The organism is Flavobacterium sp. Root901 (assembly GCF_001429765.1).
GTDB lineage: Bacteria > Bacteroidota > Bacteroidia > Flavobacteriales > Flavobacteriaceae > Flavobacterium.
Map to the genome: position 1 here is coordinate 596115 of NZ_LMJB01000006.1, position 18273 is coordinate 614387.

The following is an 18273-nucleotide window of genomic DNA, read 5'->3' on the forward strand; positions in this document are numbered from 1 at the left end:
TTATTTTTTACTTCATTTAAAATTACCAGCTTATTTTTATTTTAGCTTCTCCGGTAATTTTATATTCCTGCATTTTAGCCGTTTTATTTAAATATAAAAGCTGTATTTCGTTTTGAAATACCTGCAGTGATTTAATATTTTGTTTTAAAAGAATTTTTAAACTGCACTGCATTTCCTTATTTCCGTCTATCCGAATAAAAACATTATTCTTTCTCTTTGTAAAACTTGCAACGGGATAATCAATAAAAATTGTAATACTATCATTTATTTTAAAATATTGTCTGGGTATAATAGCAAATGCAGCACCAACCCCATAGACTTCCTGTCCCACTTGTCCGCTTTTTTCCCAGCCGGTATATAAATCTTCAAGCGGCGCGTACAAATCAGTCTGGATTTCTCCGGTTTTAACCTCTTCAGAAATCATGTCTTTTGGTAGTGCTACAGGATAATAATGTGGTATTCTGTTAATAGCATATTTTACAAACTCCGGCAGCAGAATTCTGAGTCCGGGCAGAATATCTACATCTTTTGCCTGAATCATATATTCATACAGTGTAGTATATACTTCCATTTCTTCATATGCGGCTGTGTAAGGGGCATCATTTAAAGGAAAAATCGAAAAAAAGTTATTGTAATTTTTTCCAAAACCATATTGGCAGTCCCAAAGCTGAACGTTTTTAAACAATCCGGAAAGGCACATATAACTCGTTTCCAGATAAACTTTCTTTTTGGTAATTTTATAAAGCTCCAATAATGCATTGGCAGAAAACCCTGTATTATTGGCCTGGTAAAAAATATCAAAACCACACTGGCTTAATTGTTTAGCTGCTTTTTCTGCTTCATTTAAATAGCGTTTTTCTTTCGTAAGATGATAAACTAAAAGCATTAAATGCGCGTAGGCACCCGGAACATCTTTTTCGCCTCCTTCACCGGGCTGAGTTTCTTCTTTTATAATTTCAAAAGTTTCAATGTTATAAAACACCGGCCATTTGTAATTAAAGTTATGTGCTGCTTTAATAACAAAATCAACAGAATCCAACACTAGCTTTTCGGCATTTTTATCTCCCGCAATGGCAAGCCTTGCCAGATTAATAAGCGGATGATGCAGGTACCAGGAATCCATTGTAGTGTCTTTTTTCTGCTCTTCAGAGTGATCCAGTTTGTCATGCAGGGCAGGAAGCCACCTTGTTATCGTTTTTATCTTAGGATCATAAAAGTTCATCAAGCCGGTGCGAAGATCTTCAGATAAACGATATGTTTCGGACTTCCATTTTTCATATTCTTTAAGCGGCGTCAGCACGGCCAGCTGTACCATGCTTTCTGCCGGAGTTTCATAATCACATAAATAGGCATTCAGGTACGGAATCCCATTTGTTTGTGTCCAGCAGCCTTTGTTGTACTCTAAATCAGTTATGGTTTTTTGTGCAATTTCCAGCCAGTCATGATATTCGGTTTCCGGACGGGGAACAATTTTGTATATAAGCGCGAGGCTTTCGAGATAATCCATACATAATTTTGAAGGATCATCTTTGGTTTCATCTCCGAGCAGAACATAAGCATCAGAAATAATAAAATCTTTTCCTGCCGGAAGCGGTTCTTCAACAGTAACCGGAAGTCTGAAGCCAATTTCCGGCCATGTTCCGTTTACAGTTTCTCCAACCGATGTTTTGGTAGCTTCACAATAATCAGACAATGAAGTCAGATTTTGAAAATAGAAAATAGTACATTTTTTAGGTTTCTTAATACTGGCAAATAATAAACCGCTGCGTGTACCTACTTGCTTCACATGAATTTTGCCCGCGGTATTTTCAATATTTCCATTTTGTGTTAAAGGAAGTATATCGCGGGGCCAAAACGGAATTAAAATAGGCGAGTAGGCTTTAAATGTGGTTTTATAGTGCAATAAATGAGATTCGCTTTCAGGAAAATCAATCTCGATTTCATATTTGCCAATTTCTGTTTGAAGTTTTATAGTGGTTTTTTTTTCTGATTCTGTAATGTCATTAATTTCAAAAAAACTATTTAAAGCATAGGCGGCACGAAAAGCAATTCTTTCTTTTTTTGTTCCCACAGCAACAATCCAAAAAGAATCTCTGATGCTGTAAAGTTCAAAAGTATAACCTGATTTTTTTATTGAGATTAAAGCCGTGCTGCTGTCAATATCAGTTTGTACTGTTGCGGTCCATGGCGAAATAGTATTCATATTCATCTTTTTTAGTATCGGTTATTTGTTTGTTTTTTTAGTTTTCAGTCTCAGTTTTCAGTCTCAGTTTCCAGTCTCAGTTTTCAGTCTTTTTAAGACTAAATTTATACTCCAACAAAGCTTGTGACTGAGACTGAAAACTGAGACTGAAAACCGACTACTAAAAATTATCCTCCGGTTTCTGCGTGAGGCGCGTCGACAGGTTTTGATTGCGAAGAACCAATCTGACGCAGATATATTGATAACATGATGATAGCAAAAACAGAAAGAAATTCGCTTTGCCAGTTTTGAAAAGATTCAAACCAAAATCTTGAATTTCCTATATAAGAAGATATAGTTTCCAGTGGCTCTCCTTTTAATGAAAGCTGTTCGTTTTCATCTTTAAGACTGCCAAAAAAATGGATGACAAAGGAGATTACAAATAAAATAAAGAGTACAATTGTTAAGGAGTGTTTGTAAATTTTTAAAATAAAACCTCCTTTTTTAACCGGCCACGGAGAATCTTTTTTAGTAGGATCGGGTTCGCGGTCGACTTCTTCCGGTTCATCAATTTTTTTAGATTCAGAAGAACCTTTTTGTTTTAGAAATATGGTCAGCAATACAAATAATGCCATTTGTAAAAATTCGCTTTCCCAGTTTTCAAAAGTCGATTGAAAAAAATGTCCTGAGGTAAGGTATGATGCGAAAGTTATTGCACTCGCTCCCTCATCAATTAATTCTTTATTATGTTCGTTAAAACCTAATATTATTTGTCCGGCCAGAGATCCTATAAACAGGATCAAAAAACAAATACACAAACCATTATTTTTTAAAAATATCTTCATTTTCCAATTGTTTTTTATCAAAGTTCAAAAAAATAAAGTGCAATTTTTTATATTATTTGCATCTGTATTTTACAGTTTTTGCATTCCCATCCAAAAAATGTTAATATTTAAAATAAAAAACGCCTTTATAAATAAAGACGTTTTTTCTCAAAAAATGATACAAAGAAATGACAGTAGTACTATTTTTTATATTTTAATTATTTTCAAGATATTGTTTAAAATTTGAAATATCATCTTTAACAAGTTTTTCAAAATAAGGATTTAAAAATTTTGCAGCACTTTCTCCGGCAACACCCAGTGGTGCGTGATACGAAATAGTAACATCCAGTTCTGTGGCGTTTCCTTTTGGTTTAAAAACCACTTTTCCGGCATTTTTAATAGTCGATCCTTCAATTGAATTCCAGCTTAAAAGCTGATCTTTTTCATCTTTAACTATTTCAGCTTTCCAGGTTAAACTGCCAATTCCGGCAGGACCTTTTGCTGTCCATTCTGATACAGTAGAGCTTAGAGATCGTACGGAATCAAGATGGTTCATGAATTTTGGTAAGTTTTCAAGATTTCTCCAAAATGCGTACACTTCGCTTACTGGTTTGTTGATCACACTATTAATACGAATGTTTACATTAGAAGCTTTATCGTTCATTAAATGATCTGCAGCATCATATACAGGACAATATCCTGAAATTCCTCTCAAAAGCATTGCACCTCCGGCACCAGCCTGAGTAATACTTTTATTTTCTTTAGATAATGCGTTGTAAAGCAGGTAAGCACCGCTGGTAACCATTAAGACTCTTTCTAGAGTTGAGACATTATTTTTTAAAAATGGTTTTGATGCCTGATTTTGTTTTGTGAATACCGTTGTGTTCATAACTGTTAATTTTTACAATTAGTACTGATTTATTTTAAAGCTTTTGCTAAAGATTCGGCCATTGCCTGAGCATCTTTAGTATAATTTTTAGCGTAATATTGTTTTAATTGTGATTTTGTTTTTTTTGAATCTTTACTATGACCTTCCCAAATTACACCAAGAGACGTGTAGGCAGGAACCGTAACGCCGACACAGGAGAAAAAATTGGCAATATTTCCTGTTACATGTTCAACACCATCTGAATCTCCGGTAACAATTACACCACCCAGTTTTCCGTCTAGCGGAGAATCTTTTCCTGAATTGATAATATCAAATACTTCATCCAGACGTTCTATACATCTCTGCAATTCAGAGGAATGGTTGTTCCACCAAATTGGAGTAGCAAATAAAAGAATATCGGCGTCCAGAATTTTTTCATAAATAGCGGGCCAGTCATCCTCTACATCAAGATGAGTGTAACTTCCGGGAAGTATTTTATGATCAACAAGCTTAATAACTTCAAACTGAATTTTTTGTTTGGATAAAAAATCTCCAAAAAAATCAACGAGAACTTCAGTGTTTGAAAAATTCTTGCTCTTTAATGTCGCTAATAATATAACCGCTTTCCTATTCTTCATAATCAAATAGATTAATTTGCTTTATATGTTTAACAAATTTCGGTTAGTCCTGTTTTTATTTCTTACACGATTAAACATTTGATTTACAGATTTTGCATGAATCAGTTCTACGATTTTTGTAAATCATCGGGATAATTATATAAGTATGTTGAAAATCAGAGTATTATTTTTGAAAATTATAAACTTGAAAATACTATAATTATGAAAAGGCTTTTAAAAACTAAAATCGTAATGCTGCTTTTAATATCAGCTTTCGTAATGTCATGCAAAAAGAATGAAAATAATGCTGTAGAGCCTGGCCAAAAAGATTCAACAGATTTATCTGTCGATACGATAGGTCCGGCAGTTGATTCATCAGCAACCTTAAATTCCGGACAAAATGGTACAAACGGAACTACAGGAGCAACGGGCGAAGGTTCAACCGGTTCCGGAACAGCAGGGTCTACACAAAAGGGAAATCAAAATATCAGGACCGATTCAATTAAAAAATAATTCAAAATAAAAAACTCTTAACCACGAACGTTAAGAGTTTTTTATTTTAGAGATGTATATTGAATTATTTTTCCAATTTATTAGGTTTGCTGACATATTTATTGCCTTTTACAAAAAAACGCCATGGTAAAAGTGCATGGTCTCCGGCATAATCAACACCTACGCGGGGTACGCATGCAATTTCTTCGGCATTAAAACGGATTCCGTGATCCTCCACCCAGATTTCATCTCCGTCAAGTCCTTTTTTATTAAAACTGCTGTCAATTCCTAAAGCTTTCGCTGCAGATCCCGGTCCGGAAGAAATACGGGAATTTGAACTGCTCAAATTGCGTCTGGCCTCTATAATGTCCAATCCGGCATAAGGTTCTACTGCACGAATCAAAACGGCATGTGGTTCGCCTTCAGATGCAGTTACAACATTAAATAAATAATGAATACCATAACATAAATAGACATAGGAAATTCCGCCATGGCTGTAAAGAGTTTCTGTTCTGTTTGTTCTTCTTCCGCCATAAGCGTGAGAAGCCTTGTCTACAGCGCCCATATAAGCTTCAGTTTCTACAATAATTCCGGCAGTAACTTGTCCGTCAATTTGAGTATACAGTACTTTTCCAATAAGATCTTTGGCCAGAAACAGCACATCATGGTTTTGGTAATAAGAAAATGGTAATTTAAAAGGCTCGGCGGTATTTGACTTTTTCATTTAATTGTTTTTACTGAAGGAAATTCAGATTGCGATCTCAGTCTTGTAAATTTAAAATTCAATTTACTGCTATCCAAATTCATAATGTGTTTTTTTATAATGGGCATTTTGTAAGTAAAAAAAGTAATCGTAAAATCGAAGCCATAATTTCTTTAGTTATTTTGTAATTGCTTGTATTGCAAATTTTTATTGTTTAATTAAATGAAAAAATTATGAAATTACCCAAAGAAATTATAAATGGTATTTTAATCTTTGCAGGAATTGCGGTGTTCTTTCTTTTGATGGAAGTTTTAAATCTTTCCAACTTATTTTACTTAAGGCTTCTTAATGTTTTCTTTATTTTCTATGGTGTCAACAGAACTTTGAAAATGAATCTTGCCGAAGGAAAAAACGGATTTGTACCGAATGCTATATCAGCAATGATAACTTCTTTTACCTCTGTGGTAATAAGTATTGCAGCACTTCTTATTTACAGTTATGCAAAAGGAGGCGATCGTTATGTTAAATCATTGTCAGAAGCTTTTATGTTTGGAGGAGAGCCCTCAGTTACGACCTATTGTCTTTCTCTGTTTTTTGAAGGAACAGCATCGTGTATCATTGTTACGCTTTTATTAATGTTATATTGGAATAATAAATATGCTGCTGATTAAATATTTACAGAAGAAAGTTATAAAAAATAAATCCTGAAAGAAGCATGCTCCTTTCAGGATTTATTTTATTTTAATATTCAATATAATCTTAAGATATATCAATAATTAAGGATTTCCTTCTCCGCCGCTAGAGCCGTAAATCTGGCCGGTAGCATAGCTCGCATCTTCAGCAGCCAGCTGAACATAAATAGAGGCCAGTTCGACAGGCTGTCCGGGTCTGCCCATAGGAGTTTGTGAGCCAAATTGTTTTAGTTTTTCCATGGTAGCTCCGCCGCTTACCTGCAGTGCTGTCCACACCGGACCCGGAGCAACGCCGTTAACCCTAATTCCTTTTGGTGCAAGTTGTCTCGCCAGCGATTTAATATAATTTGTAGTTGCTGCTTTAGTCTGAGCATAATCATATAAATCTTCAGTTGGAGCATATGCCTGCACAGAACTTGTACCTATTATCGAAGAACCTGGCTTTAGATGCGGAAGAGCTGCTTTTATAATCCAGAAAGGAGCATAAATATTGGTTTTCATTGTTGCATCAAATTCTTCGGTAGTAATATCTAAAATTGATTCATGTGTTTGTTGTCTGGCAGCATTATTTACAAGAATATCCAAACCTCCAAGTGCTTTTACAGCCTGCTCAACAAGCGAACTGCAAAAACTTTCGTCTCTTAAATCTCCCGGAATTGCAATTGCTTTTCTCCCTTCAGCTTTTATAAGCTGAATTACTTCTTTAGCATCCTCTTCTTCTGTAGGATAATAATTTATAGCCACATCTGCGCCTTCTCTTGCATAGGCAATAGCAGCTGCTCTTCCCATTCCCGAATCGCCTCCGGTAATTAATGCTTTACGACCTTTTAATCTGCCGGAACCTTTATAACTTTTTTCTCCGTGATCCGGTCTAGGGTCCATTTTGCTTACAAGTCCGGGCCACGGCTGTTTTTGTTCTTTAAAAGGCGGACGCGGATATTTAGTTTGTGGATCTTCGGGAAGCGAAGATGTATTTGATTCATCAGCCTGAAATCCGGCTCCCATTACTGGTGTAAAAGCAGTCGTCAAACAAATAGCACCCATTCCGGTAATAGCGGTTCGTCTTGATATTTTGTTTTTATCGTCCATAATTAATTCATTTTGTTGTTGATTTTAATGATTTTAAAATTAATGAACTTGAATATCAGTATTTTATATTATTGTTTATAAGTTTTATATAATATACGCAGAGATTTCTTCGGCCTTAATAAAGGAAGAAAAGGAATTTAGAGAATTTGGTGGTTTTAAATTTTAAGATCAATTCCTCTAGCATTCGGTTTAAAGTTTTGAGATACTGGGAATTGTATAACTTCTGGACGAAATTAAATAGTTCTTAATCCGCTGTCGTTTGTAATTTTATGTACCGTGAAAATGTTTAAAATATAAAAAATAAGTTATGGCAGAAATTAAAATTGAGAAAAAGAAGCCGGTATGGCCGTGGATTGTTGCACTTTTATTAATTGCAGCAATTGTATATTACGTTTTTTTTAGAAATGAAGAAACACAGGGTGAAACCAAAGCACCAATCGAAAATACTACTAGTGCAGATAGTACAAGTGTAGACAGTACAAGCATAGACAGTACATCAAACTAACTGTAACCGGAGATTAAAATTACTCTTAATTTGCAGAAAAAGCAGAGGTACAGTAGAGAAAAAAATACAATTTTTAAAAAGAAATTTATGGAAAATAAAGATAGAAATTTATACAGACTGGACGAACTTTCTGATTATAAGATTGCTTCAAACTATTCTGATGTCAGAGGATGGAAGATAGTTGACGCTGATAACCGTACTATTGGTACAATTGATAACCTTTGGGTTAATAAAGATATGCAGCGGGTTGTATATCTGGATGTAAATGTCGATAAAAAATTAATAGACGACAGCCGAAATGAAATTCATGATGCTATTGCAAATGACAATGGTAAAGAGTTTATCTACAAAGATGGAGATAGTCATATTATCATTCCGATTGGATCTGTGAGTATTAATAAAGATACGAAAATTGTTATGGCCAACAGTATAGGATATAATACTTTTACAAGGACAAGCCGATACAACACAGCACATAATTTTGACAGGAATTACGAAAGAAGAGTATTGAATTCTTATTATCCTGAAGATGAATCAAGGTTTGAGAGTGATGAAGACTTTTACAACCGAAGAGAATTTGAAAATCACTAATAATTTTCACTACTTAAAAATAACAAGATCAAATGTTAATATGTTTGGTCTTTAAAAAAAAAACTCTAAATCATGATTTAGAGTTTTTTTTATGCGTTAGGATTTCCTTCCCAGTAGCACCAAAGCGGCACCAATACCCAATCCGGCAAACAAGGCAAGACTGAGATTAGATGTTTTTTTTGAGGGCGGGTTTCCGTAAACCCTCAAAGGTTCTTTAGAATGTGCCAGTACATTTCCAGCATCTCCTTTCTTATCCTTATTAAGTTTCATTTTTGTACGAACGGCTGCAGAGGCTGTATTAATAACCATTTTTGGAAACAATCTGTAAACATTGGTGAGTGCTGCAGCCTGTAAATCAGGAAAAAGATCCTTTTTGGGATGTTTTGCCAGATATACCATTTTAGCAGCAGTATCTCGCGGATCAGAAGCCGTAAAAGGAATTTTTACATTAAAACCTGAATATTTGGCTGAATGTAAATTTCCTGTCGAATTTTGAAGCTGGGGATACAAGTTGCAGATATGAATATGCTTACGGCTGGATATTTCACCCTGAAGACATTCCATCATACCTCGGATTCCATATTTTGAAGCAGAATATACAGAGCTGTAAGGCGCAGGCATAAAGCCGCCAATGGAAATATTATTAATTAAGATACCTTGATTCTGCTGTTTGAAAATTTTAACTGCATTGTAGGCTCCGTGCATATAGCCAAATAAATTGGTTTTAATAACCTGCTGATGTACTTCCAGCGGGATTTCCTCAAATTTGCCGCTGGCCATTACCCCGGCATTATTTATCCAAATATCAATCTGTCCAAAAACAGCCAAAGCTTCAGCTGCAGCTTTCTCCACATCCGATGCAATAGACATATCGGCATATACACCAAGAGCCAGAACGTTTAAACTTCGGCAGTACGCTGTAACTTCATCAATACCTTTTCGTCCTCTGGCTACGGCAACAATATTACATCCTTCATGAGCGAAAGCTTCTACTGCTGCTCTGCCAACACCACTGCTGGCACCTGTTATAACAACAGTCTTCCCTTTGAGACCGCTGTTTTGTAGTTTGTTGTCTTTCATTTTTCTTATTGTATTTTCTTATGTTACTAAAACATTTAGGTTGTTACTCTATAAAACATTTATTTGATTGAAGACTGAATTGCAATTTAAGGTTTTATACTTTTTTCAATGTTACAGCATAATAGCTGATCCTTACAGGATTACATGCCCTAATTATATGGTATTTAAAATATAAGTTAATATGAAATTATGTAACCTAAACCTTATAAATATGTAAAAAAGAGCTGTGAGCCAAATTATAATTTTGTCTATATTTTAAAATTAAAGCAATTACAATGAAAATTATAGAAACAAAATTACACGGTTATATACATTACAGTTTAGGATTTCTATTTCTGTGGGTTCCAAAAATTTTCCATCTCAAAGGAGACAGCCCGGAAAGTATTATATTTTATATTCTTGCAGTACTTATTTTATTTTTGAGCCTTTTAGCAGATTACGAATTAGGGATTTACAAAGTACTTCCCCTTAAATCACATCTCATGATTGATGTACTTCTGGGATTATTCCTGCTGGTTTCACCCTGGCTGTTTGGATTTTGGCACAGATCGTTTGTACCGCATATGCTATTTGGTATTATTATGGCAGCCATTGGTCTTTTGACCTTAACTCAATCAAGTGCGGCCAGATAGATATTCATTTTTAGTTTATCTAAGGTTTGTTTTATGGGTGATATTTCTTAAATTTAGGAATCATTAAAATTATATAATATGATATCAGGGATCAGCCGTTTTGTGTCTTACTTATTGCCGGTGCTGTTTTTAATAGTAAATACAAATAATACGGCAGCTCAGATATTAACGCCAAATAAAACTCCGTTAGAAGAAACTGTAAAAATTCCTGATGATTCCCTTGGAAGAAGAACTCCTCAGGGAACCGTTAATGGATTTATTAAAGCTATTGGAGATCAGAATTACCTTAGGGCCAGTGAATATTTTGTACTTAGTAAGCGTTCGTATCGCAGGACTGCAGAGCGAATTCGCATTGCTCAGACTTTTCAACAGCTTCTGGATCAGGGCGGCAGTTTATCTCCTTCTTCTATTATAAGCAATAAAGAAACAGGACGTACAGATGACGATCTGGCACCAGGTGTAGATTTGGTCGGAAGTATCGCAGACGGTAAAACTGCTGTACCGCTATATGTAGAAAATCAGTCAGATGACGGGCAGCCAGCTTTATGGCTCTTTTCTGCTGAGACAGTAGAATCAATTCTTTCTGCAGATATAAGGGTAGAAAAAACCTTTTTAGACCGAATACTTCCTAAAGTTCTCATTGAAAAGAAGTTTGGAAATGTACCAATAGGACATTGGGCTGTAGTAGTGGTGATGGTCGTTTTTTCCTATCTGCTTTCGAGACTGTTGATTTTCATGCTTGTTTTTTTGATACAAAAAATATGGAAAAATACAGCTTCGGAGAAAGGAACAGCCATTATTAAAGCACTCGCACTGCCAGTTCACATGTACCTGACCGTTTTGCTTTTCGTTGCTTTTACCCAGCGAATGGGAATTTCTATTGTGGTACGCCAGCGCTTCAGTATCATATTAATTACTATTGGAATCATAGCTTTTTTAATTCTGCTCTGGAGAATGACCGACTTTGTAAGCATGTATACCCGAAGCAGGATGACACGCAAAGGCAGGATTTCTGCGGTATCTGCAGTATTGTTTTTAAGCCGTACTACCAAAGCGGCTATCGTGCTGATTGGGATCATTGCACTTTTAGGCATTATTGGTGTAGATGTAACCGCCGGACTGGCAGCGTTGGGTATTGGGGGAATCGCGCTGGCACTTGGTGCACAAAAGACGATTGAAAATTTTGTGGGAAGTGTCAGCCTTATTGCTGATCAGCCGTTAAGGGTAGGGGATTATTGTCGTATTGATGATATCAAAGGAACAGTAGAATCGATTGGTATGCGGTCTACAACGCTTCGTACTGCCGCCCGTACGATTGTAACGATTCCTAACGGACAGCTTTCAGCCAGTAAAATTGAAAATTTTGCACATCGCGATCGTTTTATTTTTAATCCGGTCTTTAATTTTAGAATGGAAACCACACCGGATCAAATGCGTTACCTGCTGGTAGAACTCAGGTCTTTATTGTATGCACATCCGGCAGTACTTAATTCTCCACCTATAGTTCGTTTTACAGGTATTACAGCCGACGCACTAAAGGTAGAAGTTACCTCTTATATTGAAGCAGTAAATTTTGATATATCACAACAGGTGCAGGAAGATTTGCTTTTGCGAATGATGGATATTATAGAAAAAAGCGGTACAGCTTTGGCTTATCCGTCTCAAACAATTTATATGGCACGCAATGTTGCCTTACCGGAAGAAAAATCTGCTGAGGTTTCGGCTATTGTAAAAAAATGGAAGGCAGATAATGAATTGCAGCTCCCTGATTTTGATCCCAAAAGGGTAGAGGATTTACAAGGCACAATCGAATATCCGGGTGAGGGAAGCTATAAAGCTAAAGACGAATAAGCAAAATCTCTATTTTTTTGTAAAACCCTTTCTGGTCATTTCGCCCCAGCCTTTAGTTCCCATTATTTTTTCTTTGTAGCCCACAAGTGCTGCATAAACTGTCATTGGATGAAAATATAAAGGTTCAATAAAAGCCGCCAGAAGAAGTTTTAAAAAATCAATCTGCTTTGGATATTTATGATAAGTCCCTTCTTCACTGTAAAGTGCAATAACAGAAAAGAATACGGCAAAGAAATAAACAAATAACAAAAGCAGCATAAAAAAGTGCAGGTTTAGTAAACCCAATACCGTCAATATTATAGTTATTACGAGTCCAATAAATTCTATTCCGGGTGCTAAGAATTCAAACAATGTCCAGTAAGGTATACTCAGCATACCAAGCAGTTTATATTTCGGATTAAGGAACATTTTTTTGTGAAAGCTAAGAGTTTCAATCGTACCTCTCATCCAGCGGCTGCGCTGTTTTTTAAATATTTTAAAATCTTCCGGTGCTTCTGTCCAGCAAAGCGGATCAGGAATATAACTTACAGTATAAGGAATTTTGTTTTCATGCATATAACGGCGCATTCTCACGACAAGTTCCATATCTTCCCCAACTGTTTTTGTATTATAACCGCCAGACAGTAAAGCAATTTCTCTGTCAAAAGCACCAAATGCACCACTGATGAGCAGGAGTCCATCAAGTCTTCCCCAAGCCATTCTTCCCAAAAGAAAAGCTCTTAAATATTCCAGAACCTGTATTCTTGGAAGCATTCGATCTGGAATATTAACCTCAACAAGTCTTCCGTTTTTTATCACACACTGGTTGGCAATACGAACGACACCGCCGGTTGCAATCACTCTTTTGCCATACGATTCAAGAAAAGGTTTTGCCAGTTTTAAAAGTGCATCTTTGTCCAAAATGCAATCCACATCAATACATACAACATATGGATTTTGTGCAAGGTTGAGGCCAACATTTAGTGCATCTGCTTTCCCGCCATTTTCTTTATCCACAACTATTAGTTTTTTATAAGCAGCATTTCTGGAAGTATAAAAACCTTTTATTTTTTTTGTTTCGATTCTTGCCGGAATATCTATTTCTGTCAGTATAAGATCATAGGTACTTATGAGGATTTCCATAGAGTTGTCCTTACTTCCGTCATTGACCACTATTACCTGATAATTGTTATAATTGAGTGATAATAGGGATTTAACGTTTTCTTCAATGGTAAATCCTTCATTATAAGCAGGTGCTATAAGTGAAAGTTTTGGTGCAGAATCGCTTGTGAGCAGCACTTCGTAATCAACAAAACTATTTTTTTTGAGGTATTTTCTAAGTTCTTTTGTGGAAAGATAAGCAAGCACAAGATAAGAAGACATAATTAGTATTGCATACGCCAGAATAAGCAGCATATATAACTCAAAAAAAGCGGTTAATTCAGTACTAAAAAAAGTCATGATTATATGGTTTGAGCGGTTAATTCCTTCAGCACATTTTGTGCTTCGTATTGTATAAGCGCATTTGGCGGAGCTACGGCTAAATCAGCTACATAAGAAGCTTTTTGAGTAAGTCTGAGTTCTTTAATAATTTTTAATCCTAAAGAAACAATGGTTGTATTTTGAGAATGTAATAAGAGTTCAACTCCCTTAGTATCGCCAATGTCATGTTTTTTAAAAGCATGTATGATATTAACCTGTGTCCATTCATCAATAGGGAAAGGGTGGCTGCTGAGATGGGTTATACCTTTTACTCCTGCCAGTTTAATACAGGCATTTAAAGCTGTAATTTTTAAGGTTTTATTTCTGGATTTGGATACATTCAAAATTCCTTCAAAAGCTTCTGTAACATTCATTTCTGCAAGTTCTGAAATTCCTTTACATTTGATTTCCCATTTCAGGTTTTTGAGCTTTTTAAGAGATTTGTCCATAAGTCCGGCCTGCTGGTAAAATTCTTCCAGCTTTTGTGCATACGCGCCTTCATAATTTTTATGAAGGTTTATAAGGGTTTCTGTTAATACTTCCCTGAAAAAGGAATTTTTAGCTAATGCGGCATATTCCTTATCCTGCTGAATCTCTGAAAAAGAAATGTCCTGAAAAATTATAGAAAATATTGCTTTTTCTATGACGATGCTATACTGTTTTTGAAGTTTTTCTTTTTTAATATTTTTATATCTGCTCCATATAATTAAGAGATACAGCAAAAAAGAAGCTCCTACAAACAGATCGATTGAAAGAGACAGAAAAGGTTCTACCCACGTACCATTTTTATAAAGTTCCCAAAGATTTGTCATATCAGAAACGTTTCGTAATAATAATTTGTGCATTTAATCTGTGTCTGTACTCTGATGGAATGTATTCTTCGTACTCATACAATACAACAGGTCTGACAAGGATTCCGTTACCAGCACGAAACTGGTATTGTAATCCTGCTCTGTATGCGTTTAATGGTGCCGTGAAATTAGTATAAAGATACAAATAAGGCACATTTCCGTATTGCAGCTCAAACCTGATTATACTTTCTTTTTCTTCATTGCCGTATTGTAAACTTAAAACATGAGAAAATAATTCGTTGGATATATCATAATACGGCCGGTAAGCAAATGTATAGGAACCCGGATGATACGCAATTTGTCCGGTTACTAAGCTTACATCATCGGTTTGAAAATGCAGGTATCTAAAACCAGCAGAAAACTCGAATTTCTTATAAGGTGTAAAATAATATTCAATACCTCCTTTAGCAACCGGAAATATGGTTTCTCCTGTAGAAACCCCGGCATTTACATACAAATAATTTCTTTTTTTAAATGCCTGATAATAGTCGGCTTCAAAAAGTAATTGCGTATCATTATTCGCATATCCGGCATTTACACGACCCACAAGTGATGATTTTGTAAATTTTCGGGAATACTCGACATACCCAAAGTGCATTGGAGACTGACCCGGATCGTACGTAGAAATATTAAGATAAGAAACTGTCAATGCATTTTTTGCCTTGCTGCCAATAAGTGCGCGCATTCCGGTAAAAGCTTGTGTGCTGTTATCAGAAAAAGCAGTTTTATCCATAATGGCCAAGGCTTCTTCATCGCGATTGAGTCTCTCAAGACATTTTACTTTTATCAATATTACATCTGTAGAATCAGGATTAATTGCTAAATATTTGTCGGAGTAATTTATACATTTTTCAAATTGTTCAGACCAATAATAAACATTAATTATAGCCAGCAAAGCCTCGGGATTAGGATTTACCCTGTCAGCCATTGGCGAAAGTATCTCAATTGCAGTATTATAATCTTTTTTCCAGCTGTAAATCCGCGCGGAATATACTTTTATATCTTCATCCTGCGGAAATTTTTCCCTTAGAGGATTAATCAGCGAAAGCGCGGCATCATAACGGCCGTTTTCAACTTCACGGCGTATTTGCTTCATAACCTCATCAGGGTTGACTTCCTGGCTCATCATAACAGATGAGATGAACAGCATACAGAGAGAGTAAAATAGAAGTTTCATCAAAAACGTGTATTGAGTAATTTATTGATTCTGACTAAAAGTACAGGCGGACTTACAGGTTTGGCAATAAATTCATTTGCGCCCATATCAAAGCAGTCAAGCTCAGTCTGCTCGACGCCTGAAGAAGTGAATATGATAATTGGAGTCTCTAAACCAAGACCTTTGCGTACATGTTGAGTAATTTCCATGCCGCTTGCTCCCGGCATATTAATATCAGTCAGAATTAAATCGTATTTATTATTTTGGATTGCATTCAACGCATCTTTACCGTCAGCGAACTGTTCAACTAAAAATCCTTTGGATTCAAGGAAAAAGGATAAAGATCTGCGCAGGATGTCATTGTCTTCGGCTAGTACTATTTTCATGGGATAAAATTTGTCCAATAACAAAATTATTAAAATATAACGAGGTAAAGGCTGTGTTTAGTGTATTACTTTTCTTATAATGCCTTCATACTCTGAATAACTTCACTTATTCCGCAATGGAACAGCTCAATTTGATCCAGGGTTTCGGCAGTAAATTTCTGTTGTTGTGCATCTTGTTCAATAATGACCAGACTATTGCTGAGGTCACTGAGCAGAAACATATCAAGGCTTGATCTCATGTTATGAGACAATTTTTGTACAGTGCTGTAATCAATTTTTTTAAATGCATCCTGGAGCTGGGCAGATTCAGCCGGAATTTTTTCAATAAAAAGATGAATCATTTCCTGTTTGAAACCTTTGTCACCACCCGCCATTTCTTCTAAAAAAGAGAAGTCAATTTTGTTTTTATGCTTAGGCTTCTCAACCGGATTTAATACTGATTTTATGGCTTCTAAAAGGGTATTCTGTTTAAATGGTTTTGGAACATAAGCATTCATTCCTACATCATAGCAGCGTTCCTGCTCTCCGGCCAGAGAGTGTGCTGTCATGGCAATTATGGGAATGGAAGACTTCATTTCATTTCGAATATAATGTGTGGTTTGATAACCGTCTCTCACGGGCATCTGAAGATCCATAAGTACAAGATCATATTTGTTTTTTGAAAGCAGTTCAATACCCGTATCGCCGTTTTCGGCAATGTCGAGTTCAAATCCAAAATTGCTGATAATATGTTTTACAAGCTTCTGATTTAAAGAGTTGTCCTCACAAAGAAGTATTTTTAACGCATTTGGAAGTTCGTTCTTTACGATTTTATTTTCAGTTTCAATTTCTGCTGCTTTTCTGTAATCAATTGTGAAGAAAAATTCTGAACCAAAACCTTCACGGCTCTTCACATGAATTTCTGCATTATGCAGCTCAATCAACTGTTTTACAATGTTAAGTCCAAGTCCGGTACCGCCAAACCTTCTGGTTGTACTTTCTTCTGCTTGTGTAAAACGCTCAAAAATAGTTTTAAGTTTGGCCTGCGGTATCCCGATCCCGGTATCTTTAACAGAAAAACGCAGTGAAAAAGAATCGTTTGTTTCGCCAACTTTCTTAACAGAAATAGTGACTTCGCCATTTTCTGTAAATTTTAATGCATTACCGGCCAGATTAACCAGAATCTGATTTAATCTTCCCTGATCGCCAATTACAGTTTCTGGCAGATTAGCATCCAGAAAAAGGTTAAATTCTACCTCTGCAGGAACTTTTACTTTAAGAAGATTGTATACATGTTTGAGCGTCTTTTTTAAATTAAAAGGCTGGGTTTCTATATTTAAGATTCCGGATTCGATCTTGGAAAGATCCAGAATGTCATTGATAATCAGCAATAAATTTTCTCCTGCAACCTGAACACTGTTAATATAATCTCGTTGAACAGAATTAAGTTCAGTCTGCGCTATTAAATCTGTAAACCCGATAATTGCATTTAGAGGTGTTCTGATTTCGTGGCTCATATTGGCCAAAAAACTGTCTTTGGCTAAAACTGCCCGCTGGGCGATTTTTTTCTGAGCATCCATTTCAATATTTTTTGTGCTCAGTTCAAGCTGGTTAATAACATGCTTTGCAATAATTGAAAGTGCATTTCGCTGGTTTTCATTTAGTTCTTTGCTGACATGATCAACGGCACAAAGCGTACCAATATTATAGCCATCTGGTGTTGTAAGCGGAATACCGGCATAAAACCTGACATTGAAACCTCCGGTTACATTGGGGTCATCTTTAAATCGTTCATTTAAATGTGTATCCGGTATTTCAACCATTTTTGATTCCATAATGGTATACCTGCAGAAAGAAATTTCGCGGGGAACTTCAGAGACACCAACGCCAATCTCTGATTTAAACCACTGTCTGCTTTCATCTATAAAAGAAATATATGCAATAGGTACACCGCAAATATAGGAAACAAGTTTTGTGGCATCATCAAAAGCATGTTCAGGCAGGGAATCCAGTATGTTATAGCGCTTTAATGCAGCAAGGCGCTCGTTTTCATTATGAGGTATGATTTCTTGTGAAGTGTTCATTTGTGAAAGGTAAATAGTATAAATATAACGAATTATAAATAAAATCCGGCAAAATTACGAATAAGATACCAAGTGAGCTGGAAAAAACATCAGAGAATTCAGAAAGAAATAACTCAGTTTTTTATGGGAAAGTAATGATTAAGATGTTTTTTGTATTATGCATGAAGACTCGGATTCAAAATGCGATAGTATTAGAACTTCAATATGGGTTTTCTTTAGATTACTTTTAT

At 35.7% G+C, this 18273-nt stretch carries 18 protein-coding genes; 6 read left to right on the forward strand and 12 right to left on the reverse strand.

Annotated features, from left to right (window positions below):
• Positions 1–22 precede the first annotated feature (22 nt).
• From ASE21_RS12025 to ASE21_RS12040, 4 genes are all read right to left on the reverse strand, one after another.
• Positions 23–2203, reverse strand: coding sequence for a hypothetical protein (locus ASE21_RS12025; RefSeq protein ID WP_057123189.1), 2181 nt, complete (start codon positions 2201–2203; stop codon positions 23–25).
• Between the two features lie 167 nt (positions 2204–2370).
• The gene (locus ASE21_RS12030) at positions 2371–3027 is read right to left on the reverse strand and encodes a DUF6766 family protein (RefSeq protein WP_057122908.1); all 657 of its coding nucleotides are present in this window, start codon (positions 3025–3027) and stop codon (positions 2371–2373) included.
• Between the two features lie 193 nt (positions 3028–3220).
• Positions 3221–3895 (reverse strand): SRPBCC family protein, encoded by a 675-nt coding sequence (locus ASE21_RS12035; RefSeq protein WP_057122909.1) that lies wholly within the window; start codon positions 3893–3895, stop codon positions 3221–3223.
• 29 nt (positions 3896–3924) lie between these two features.
• Positions 3925–4512, reverse strand: a complete 588-nt coding sequence (locus ASE21_RS12040) for a flavodoxin family protein (RefSeq protein ID WP_057122910.1) — start codon at positions 4510–4512, stop codon at positions 3925–3927.
• Positions 4513–4713: 201 nt separating this feature from the next.
• On the opposite strand from ASE21_RS12040, the gene ASE21_RS12045 reads away from it, so the two are divergent.
• The gene (locus tag ASE21_RS12045; protein ID WP_057122911.1) at positions 4714–5004 is read left to right on the forward strand and encodes a hypothetical protein; all 291 of its coding nucleotides are present in this window, start codon (positions 4714–4716) and stop codon (positions 5002–5004) included.
• 64 nt (positions 5005–5068) lie between these two features.
• Here ASE21_RS12045 and ASE21_RS12050 read toward each other — a convergent pair whose 3' ends face one another.
• On the reverse strand, positions 5069–5707 hold the full coding sequence (locus ASE21_RS12050) for a DNA-3-methyladenine glycosylase (protein WP_057122912.1): 639 nt from the start codon (positions 5705–5707) through the stop codon (positions 5069–5071).
• A gap of 212 nt (positions 5708–5919) precedes the next feature.
• Here ASE21_RS12050 and ASE21_RS12055 point away from each other — a divergent pair, with 212 nt between their 5' ends.
• Positions 5920–6357, forward strand: a complete 438-nt coding sequence (locus ASE21_RS12055) for a hypothetical protein (protein WP_057122913.1) — start codon at positions 5920–5922, stop codon at positions 6355–6357.
• A 105-nt stretch (positions 6358–6462) separates the two neighbouring features.
• Here ASE21_RS12055 and ASE21_RS12060 read toward each other — a convergent pair whose 3' ends face one another.
• Complete coding sequence (locus ASE21_RS12060) at positions 6463–7467, reverse strand: SDR family oxidoreductase (protein ID WP_082603469.1); 1005 nt, start codon at positions 7465–7467, stop codon at positions 6463–6465.
• Positions 7468–7774: 307 nt separating this feature from the next.
• On the opposite strand from ASE21_RS12060, the gene ASE21_RS12065 reads away from it, so the two are divergent.
• Together ASE21_RS12065 and ASE21_RS12070 are read left to right on the forward strand one after the other, a co-directional pair.
• Positions 7775–7972 (forward strand): hypothetical protein, encoded by a 198-nt coding sequence (locus ASE21_RS12065; RefSeq protein ID WP_057122914.1) that lies wholly within the window; start codon positions 7775–7777, stop codon positions 7970–7972.
• A gap of 87 nt (positions 7973–8059) precedes the next feature.
• Positions 8060–8563 (forward strand): PRC-barrel domain-containing protein, encoded by a 504-nt coding sequence (locus ASE21_RS12070; protein WP_057122915.1) that lies wholly within the window; start codon positions 8060–8062, stop codon positions 8561–8563.
• A gap of 96 nt (positions 8564–8659) precedes the next feature.
• Here ASE21_RS12070 and ASE21_RS12075 read toward each other — a convergent pair whose 3' ends face one another.
• Positions 8660–9643 carry an SDR family NAD(P)-dependent oxidoreductase gene (locus ASE21_RS12075; RefSeq protein WP_057122916.1) on the reverse strand — a complete coding sequence of 328 codons (984 nt, stop codon included), beginning with the start codon at positions 9641–9643 and terminating at the stop codon, positions 8660–8662.
• 275 nt (positions 9644–9918) lie between these two features.
• On the opposite strand from ASE21_RS12075, the gene ASE21_RS12080 reads away from it, so the two are divergent.
• Positions 9919–10275 carry an SPW repeat protein gene (locus ASE21_RS12080; RefSeq protein ID WP_057122917.1) on the forward strand — a complete coding sequence of 119 codons (357 nt, stop codon included), beginning with the start codon at positions 9919–9921 and terminating at the stop codon, positions 10273–10275.
• Between the two features lie 78 nt (positions 10276–10353).
• A complete protein-coding gene (locus tag ASE21_RS12085) occupies positions 10354–12126 on the forward strand; it encodes a mechanosensitive ion channel family protein (protein ID WP_057122918.1) in 1773 nt (590 codons plus the stop codon).
• 9 nt (positions 12127–12135) lie between these two features.
• Here the strand turns inward: ASE21_RS12085 and ASE21_RS12090 are convergent, their stop codons facing one another.
• The 5 genes from ASE21_RS12090 to ASE21_RS12110 form a co-directional block, all read right to left on the reverse strand.
• The gene (locus ASE21_RS12090; RefSeq protein WP_057122919.1) at positions 12136–13566 is read right to left on the reverse strand and encodes a glycosyltransferase family 2 protein; all 1431 of its coding nucleotides are present in this window, start codon (positions 13564–13566) and stop codon (positions 12136–12138) included.
• 2 nt (positions 13567–13568) lie between these two features.
• Positions 13569–14432, reverse strand: coding sequence for a hypothetical protein (locus tag ASE21_RS12095; RefSeq protein ID WP_242410266.1), 864 nt, complete (start codon positions 14430–14432; stop codon positions 13569–13571).
• Positions 14401–15615: a YaiO family outer membrane beta-barrel protein gene (locus tag ASE21_RS12100; RefSeq protein WP_057122921.1), complete on the reverse strand. Its 1215-nt coding sequence runs from the start codon at positions 15613–15615 to the stop codon at positions 14401–14403. Before ASE21_RS12100 ends, ASE21_RS12095 begins: the two co-directional genes overlap by 32 nt.
• Complete coding sequence (locus ASE21_RS12105; RefSeq protein ID WP_057122922.1) at positions 15615–15980, reverse strand: response regulator transcription factor; 366 nt, start codon at positions 15978–15980, stop codon at positions 15615–15617. The genes ASE21_RS12100 and ASE21_RS12105 overlap by 1 nt, the downstream gene beginning before the upstream one ends.
• Before the next feature lie 74 nt (positions 15981–16054).
• Entirely contained in the window at positions 16055–18043 is a 1989-nt protein-coding gene (locus tag ASE21_RS12110; RefSeq protein ID WP_057122923.1) for an ATP-binding protein, read from the reverse strand.
• Positions 18044–18273 lie beyond the last annotated feature (230 nt).

Bases quoted from the DNA above. Each gene is read 5' to 3' on its own strand.
- ASE21_RS12040 (WP_057122910.1), bottom strand. From the start codon at position 4,512: ATGAAGAATAGGAAAGCGGTTATATTATTAGCGACATTAAAGAGCAAG.
- ASE21_RS12100 (WP_057122921.1), bottom strand. From the start codon at position 15,615: ATGAAACTTCTATTTTACTCTCTCTGTATGCTGTTCATCTCATCTGTT.
- ASE21_RS12075 (WP_057122916.1), bottom strand. From the start codon at position 9,643: ATGAAAGACAACAAACTACAAAACAGCGGTCTCAAAGGGAAGACTGTT.
- ASE21_RS12090 (WP_057122919.1), bottom strand. From the start codon at position 13,566: ATGACTTTTTTTAGTACTGAATTAACCGCTTTTTTTGAGTTATATATG.
- ASE21_RS12105 (WP_057122922.1), bottom strand. From the start codon at position 15,980: ATGAAAATAGTACTAGCCGAAGACAATGACATCCTGCGCAGATCTTTA.
- ASE21_RS12085 (WP_057122918.1), top strand. From the start codon at position 10,354: ATGATATCAGGGATCAGCCGTTTTGTGTCTTACTTATTGCCGGTGCTG.
- ASE21_RS12045 (WP_057122911.1), top strand. From the start codon at position 4,714: ATGAAAAGGCTTTTAAAAACTAAAATCGTAATGCTGCTTTTAATATCA.
- ASE21_RS12095 (WP_242410266.1), bottom strand. From the start codon at position 14,432: ATGCACAAATTATTATTACGAAACGTTTCTGATATGACAAATCTTTGG.
- ASE21_RS12065 (WP_057122914.1), top strand. From the start codon at position 7,775: ATGGCAGAAATTAAAATTGAGAAAAAGAAGCCGGTATGGCCGTGGATT.
- ASE21_RS12035 (WP_057122909.1), bottom strand. From the start codon at position 3,895: ATGAACACAACGGTATTCACAAAACAAAATCAGGCATCAAAACCATTT.
- ASE21_RS12070 (WP_057122915.1), top strand. From the start codon at position 8,060: ATGGAAAATAAAGATAGAAATTTATACAGACTGGACGAACTTTCTGAT.
- ASE21_RS12030 (WP_057122908.1), bottom strand. From the start codon at position 3,027: ATGAAGATATTTTTAAAAAATAATGGTTTGTGTATTTGTTTTTTGATC.
- ASE21_RS12080 (WP_057122917.1), top strand. From the start codon at position 9,919: ATGAAAATTATAGAAACAAAATTACACGGTTATATACATTACAGTTTA.
- ASE21_RS12050 (WP_057122912.1), bottom strand. From the start codon at position 5,707: ATGAAAAAGTCAAATACCGCCGAGCCTTTTAAATTACCATTTTCTTAT.
- ASE21_RS12025 (WP_057123189.1), bottom strand. From the start codon at position 2,203: ATGAATACTATTTCGCCATGGACCGCAACAGTACAAACTGATATTGAC.
- ASE21_RS12110 (WP_057122923.1), bottom strand. From the start codon at position 18,043: ATGAACACTTCACAAGAAATCATACCTCATAATGAAAACGAGCGCCTT.
- ASE21_RS12055 (WP_057122913.1), top strand. From the start codon at position 5,920: ATGAAATTACCCAAAGAAATTATAAATGGTATTTTAATCTTTGCAGGA.
- ASE21_RS12060 (WP_082603469.1), bottom strand. From the start codon at position 7,467: ATGGACGATAAAAACAAAATATCAAGACGAACCGCTATTACCGGAATG.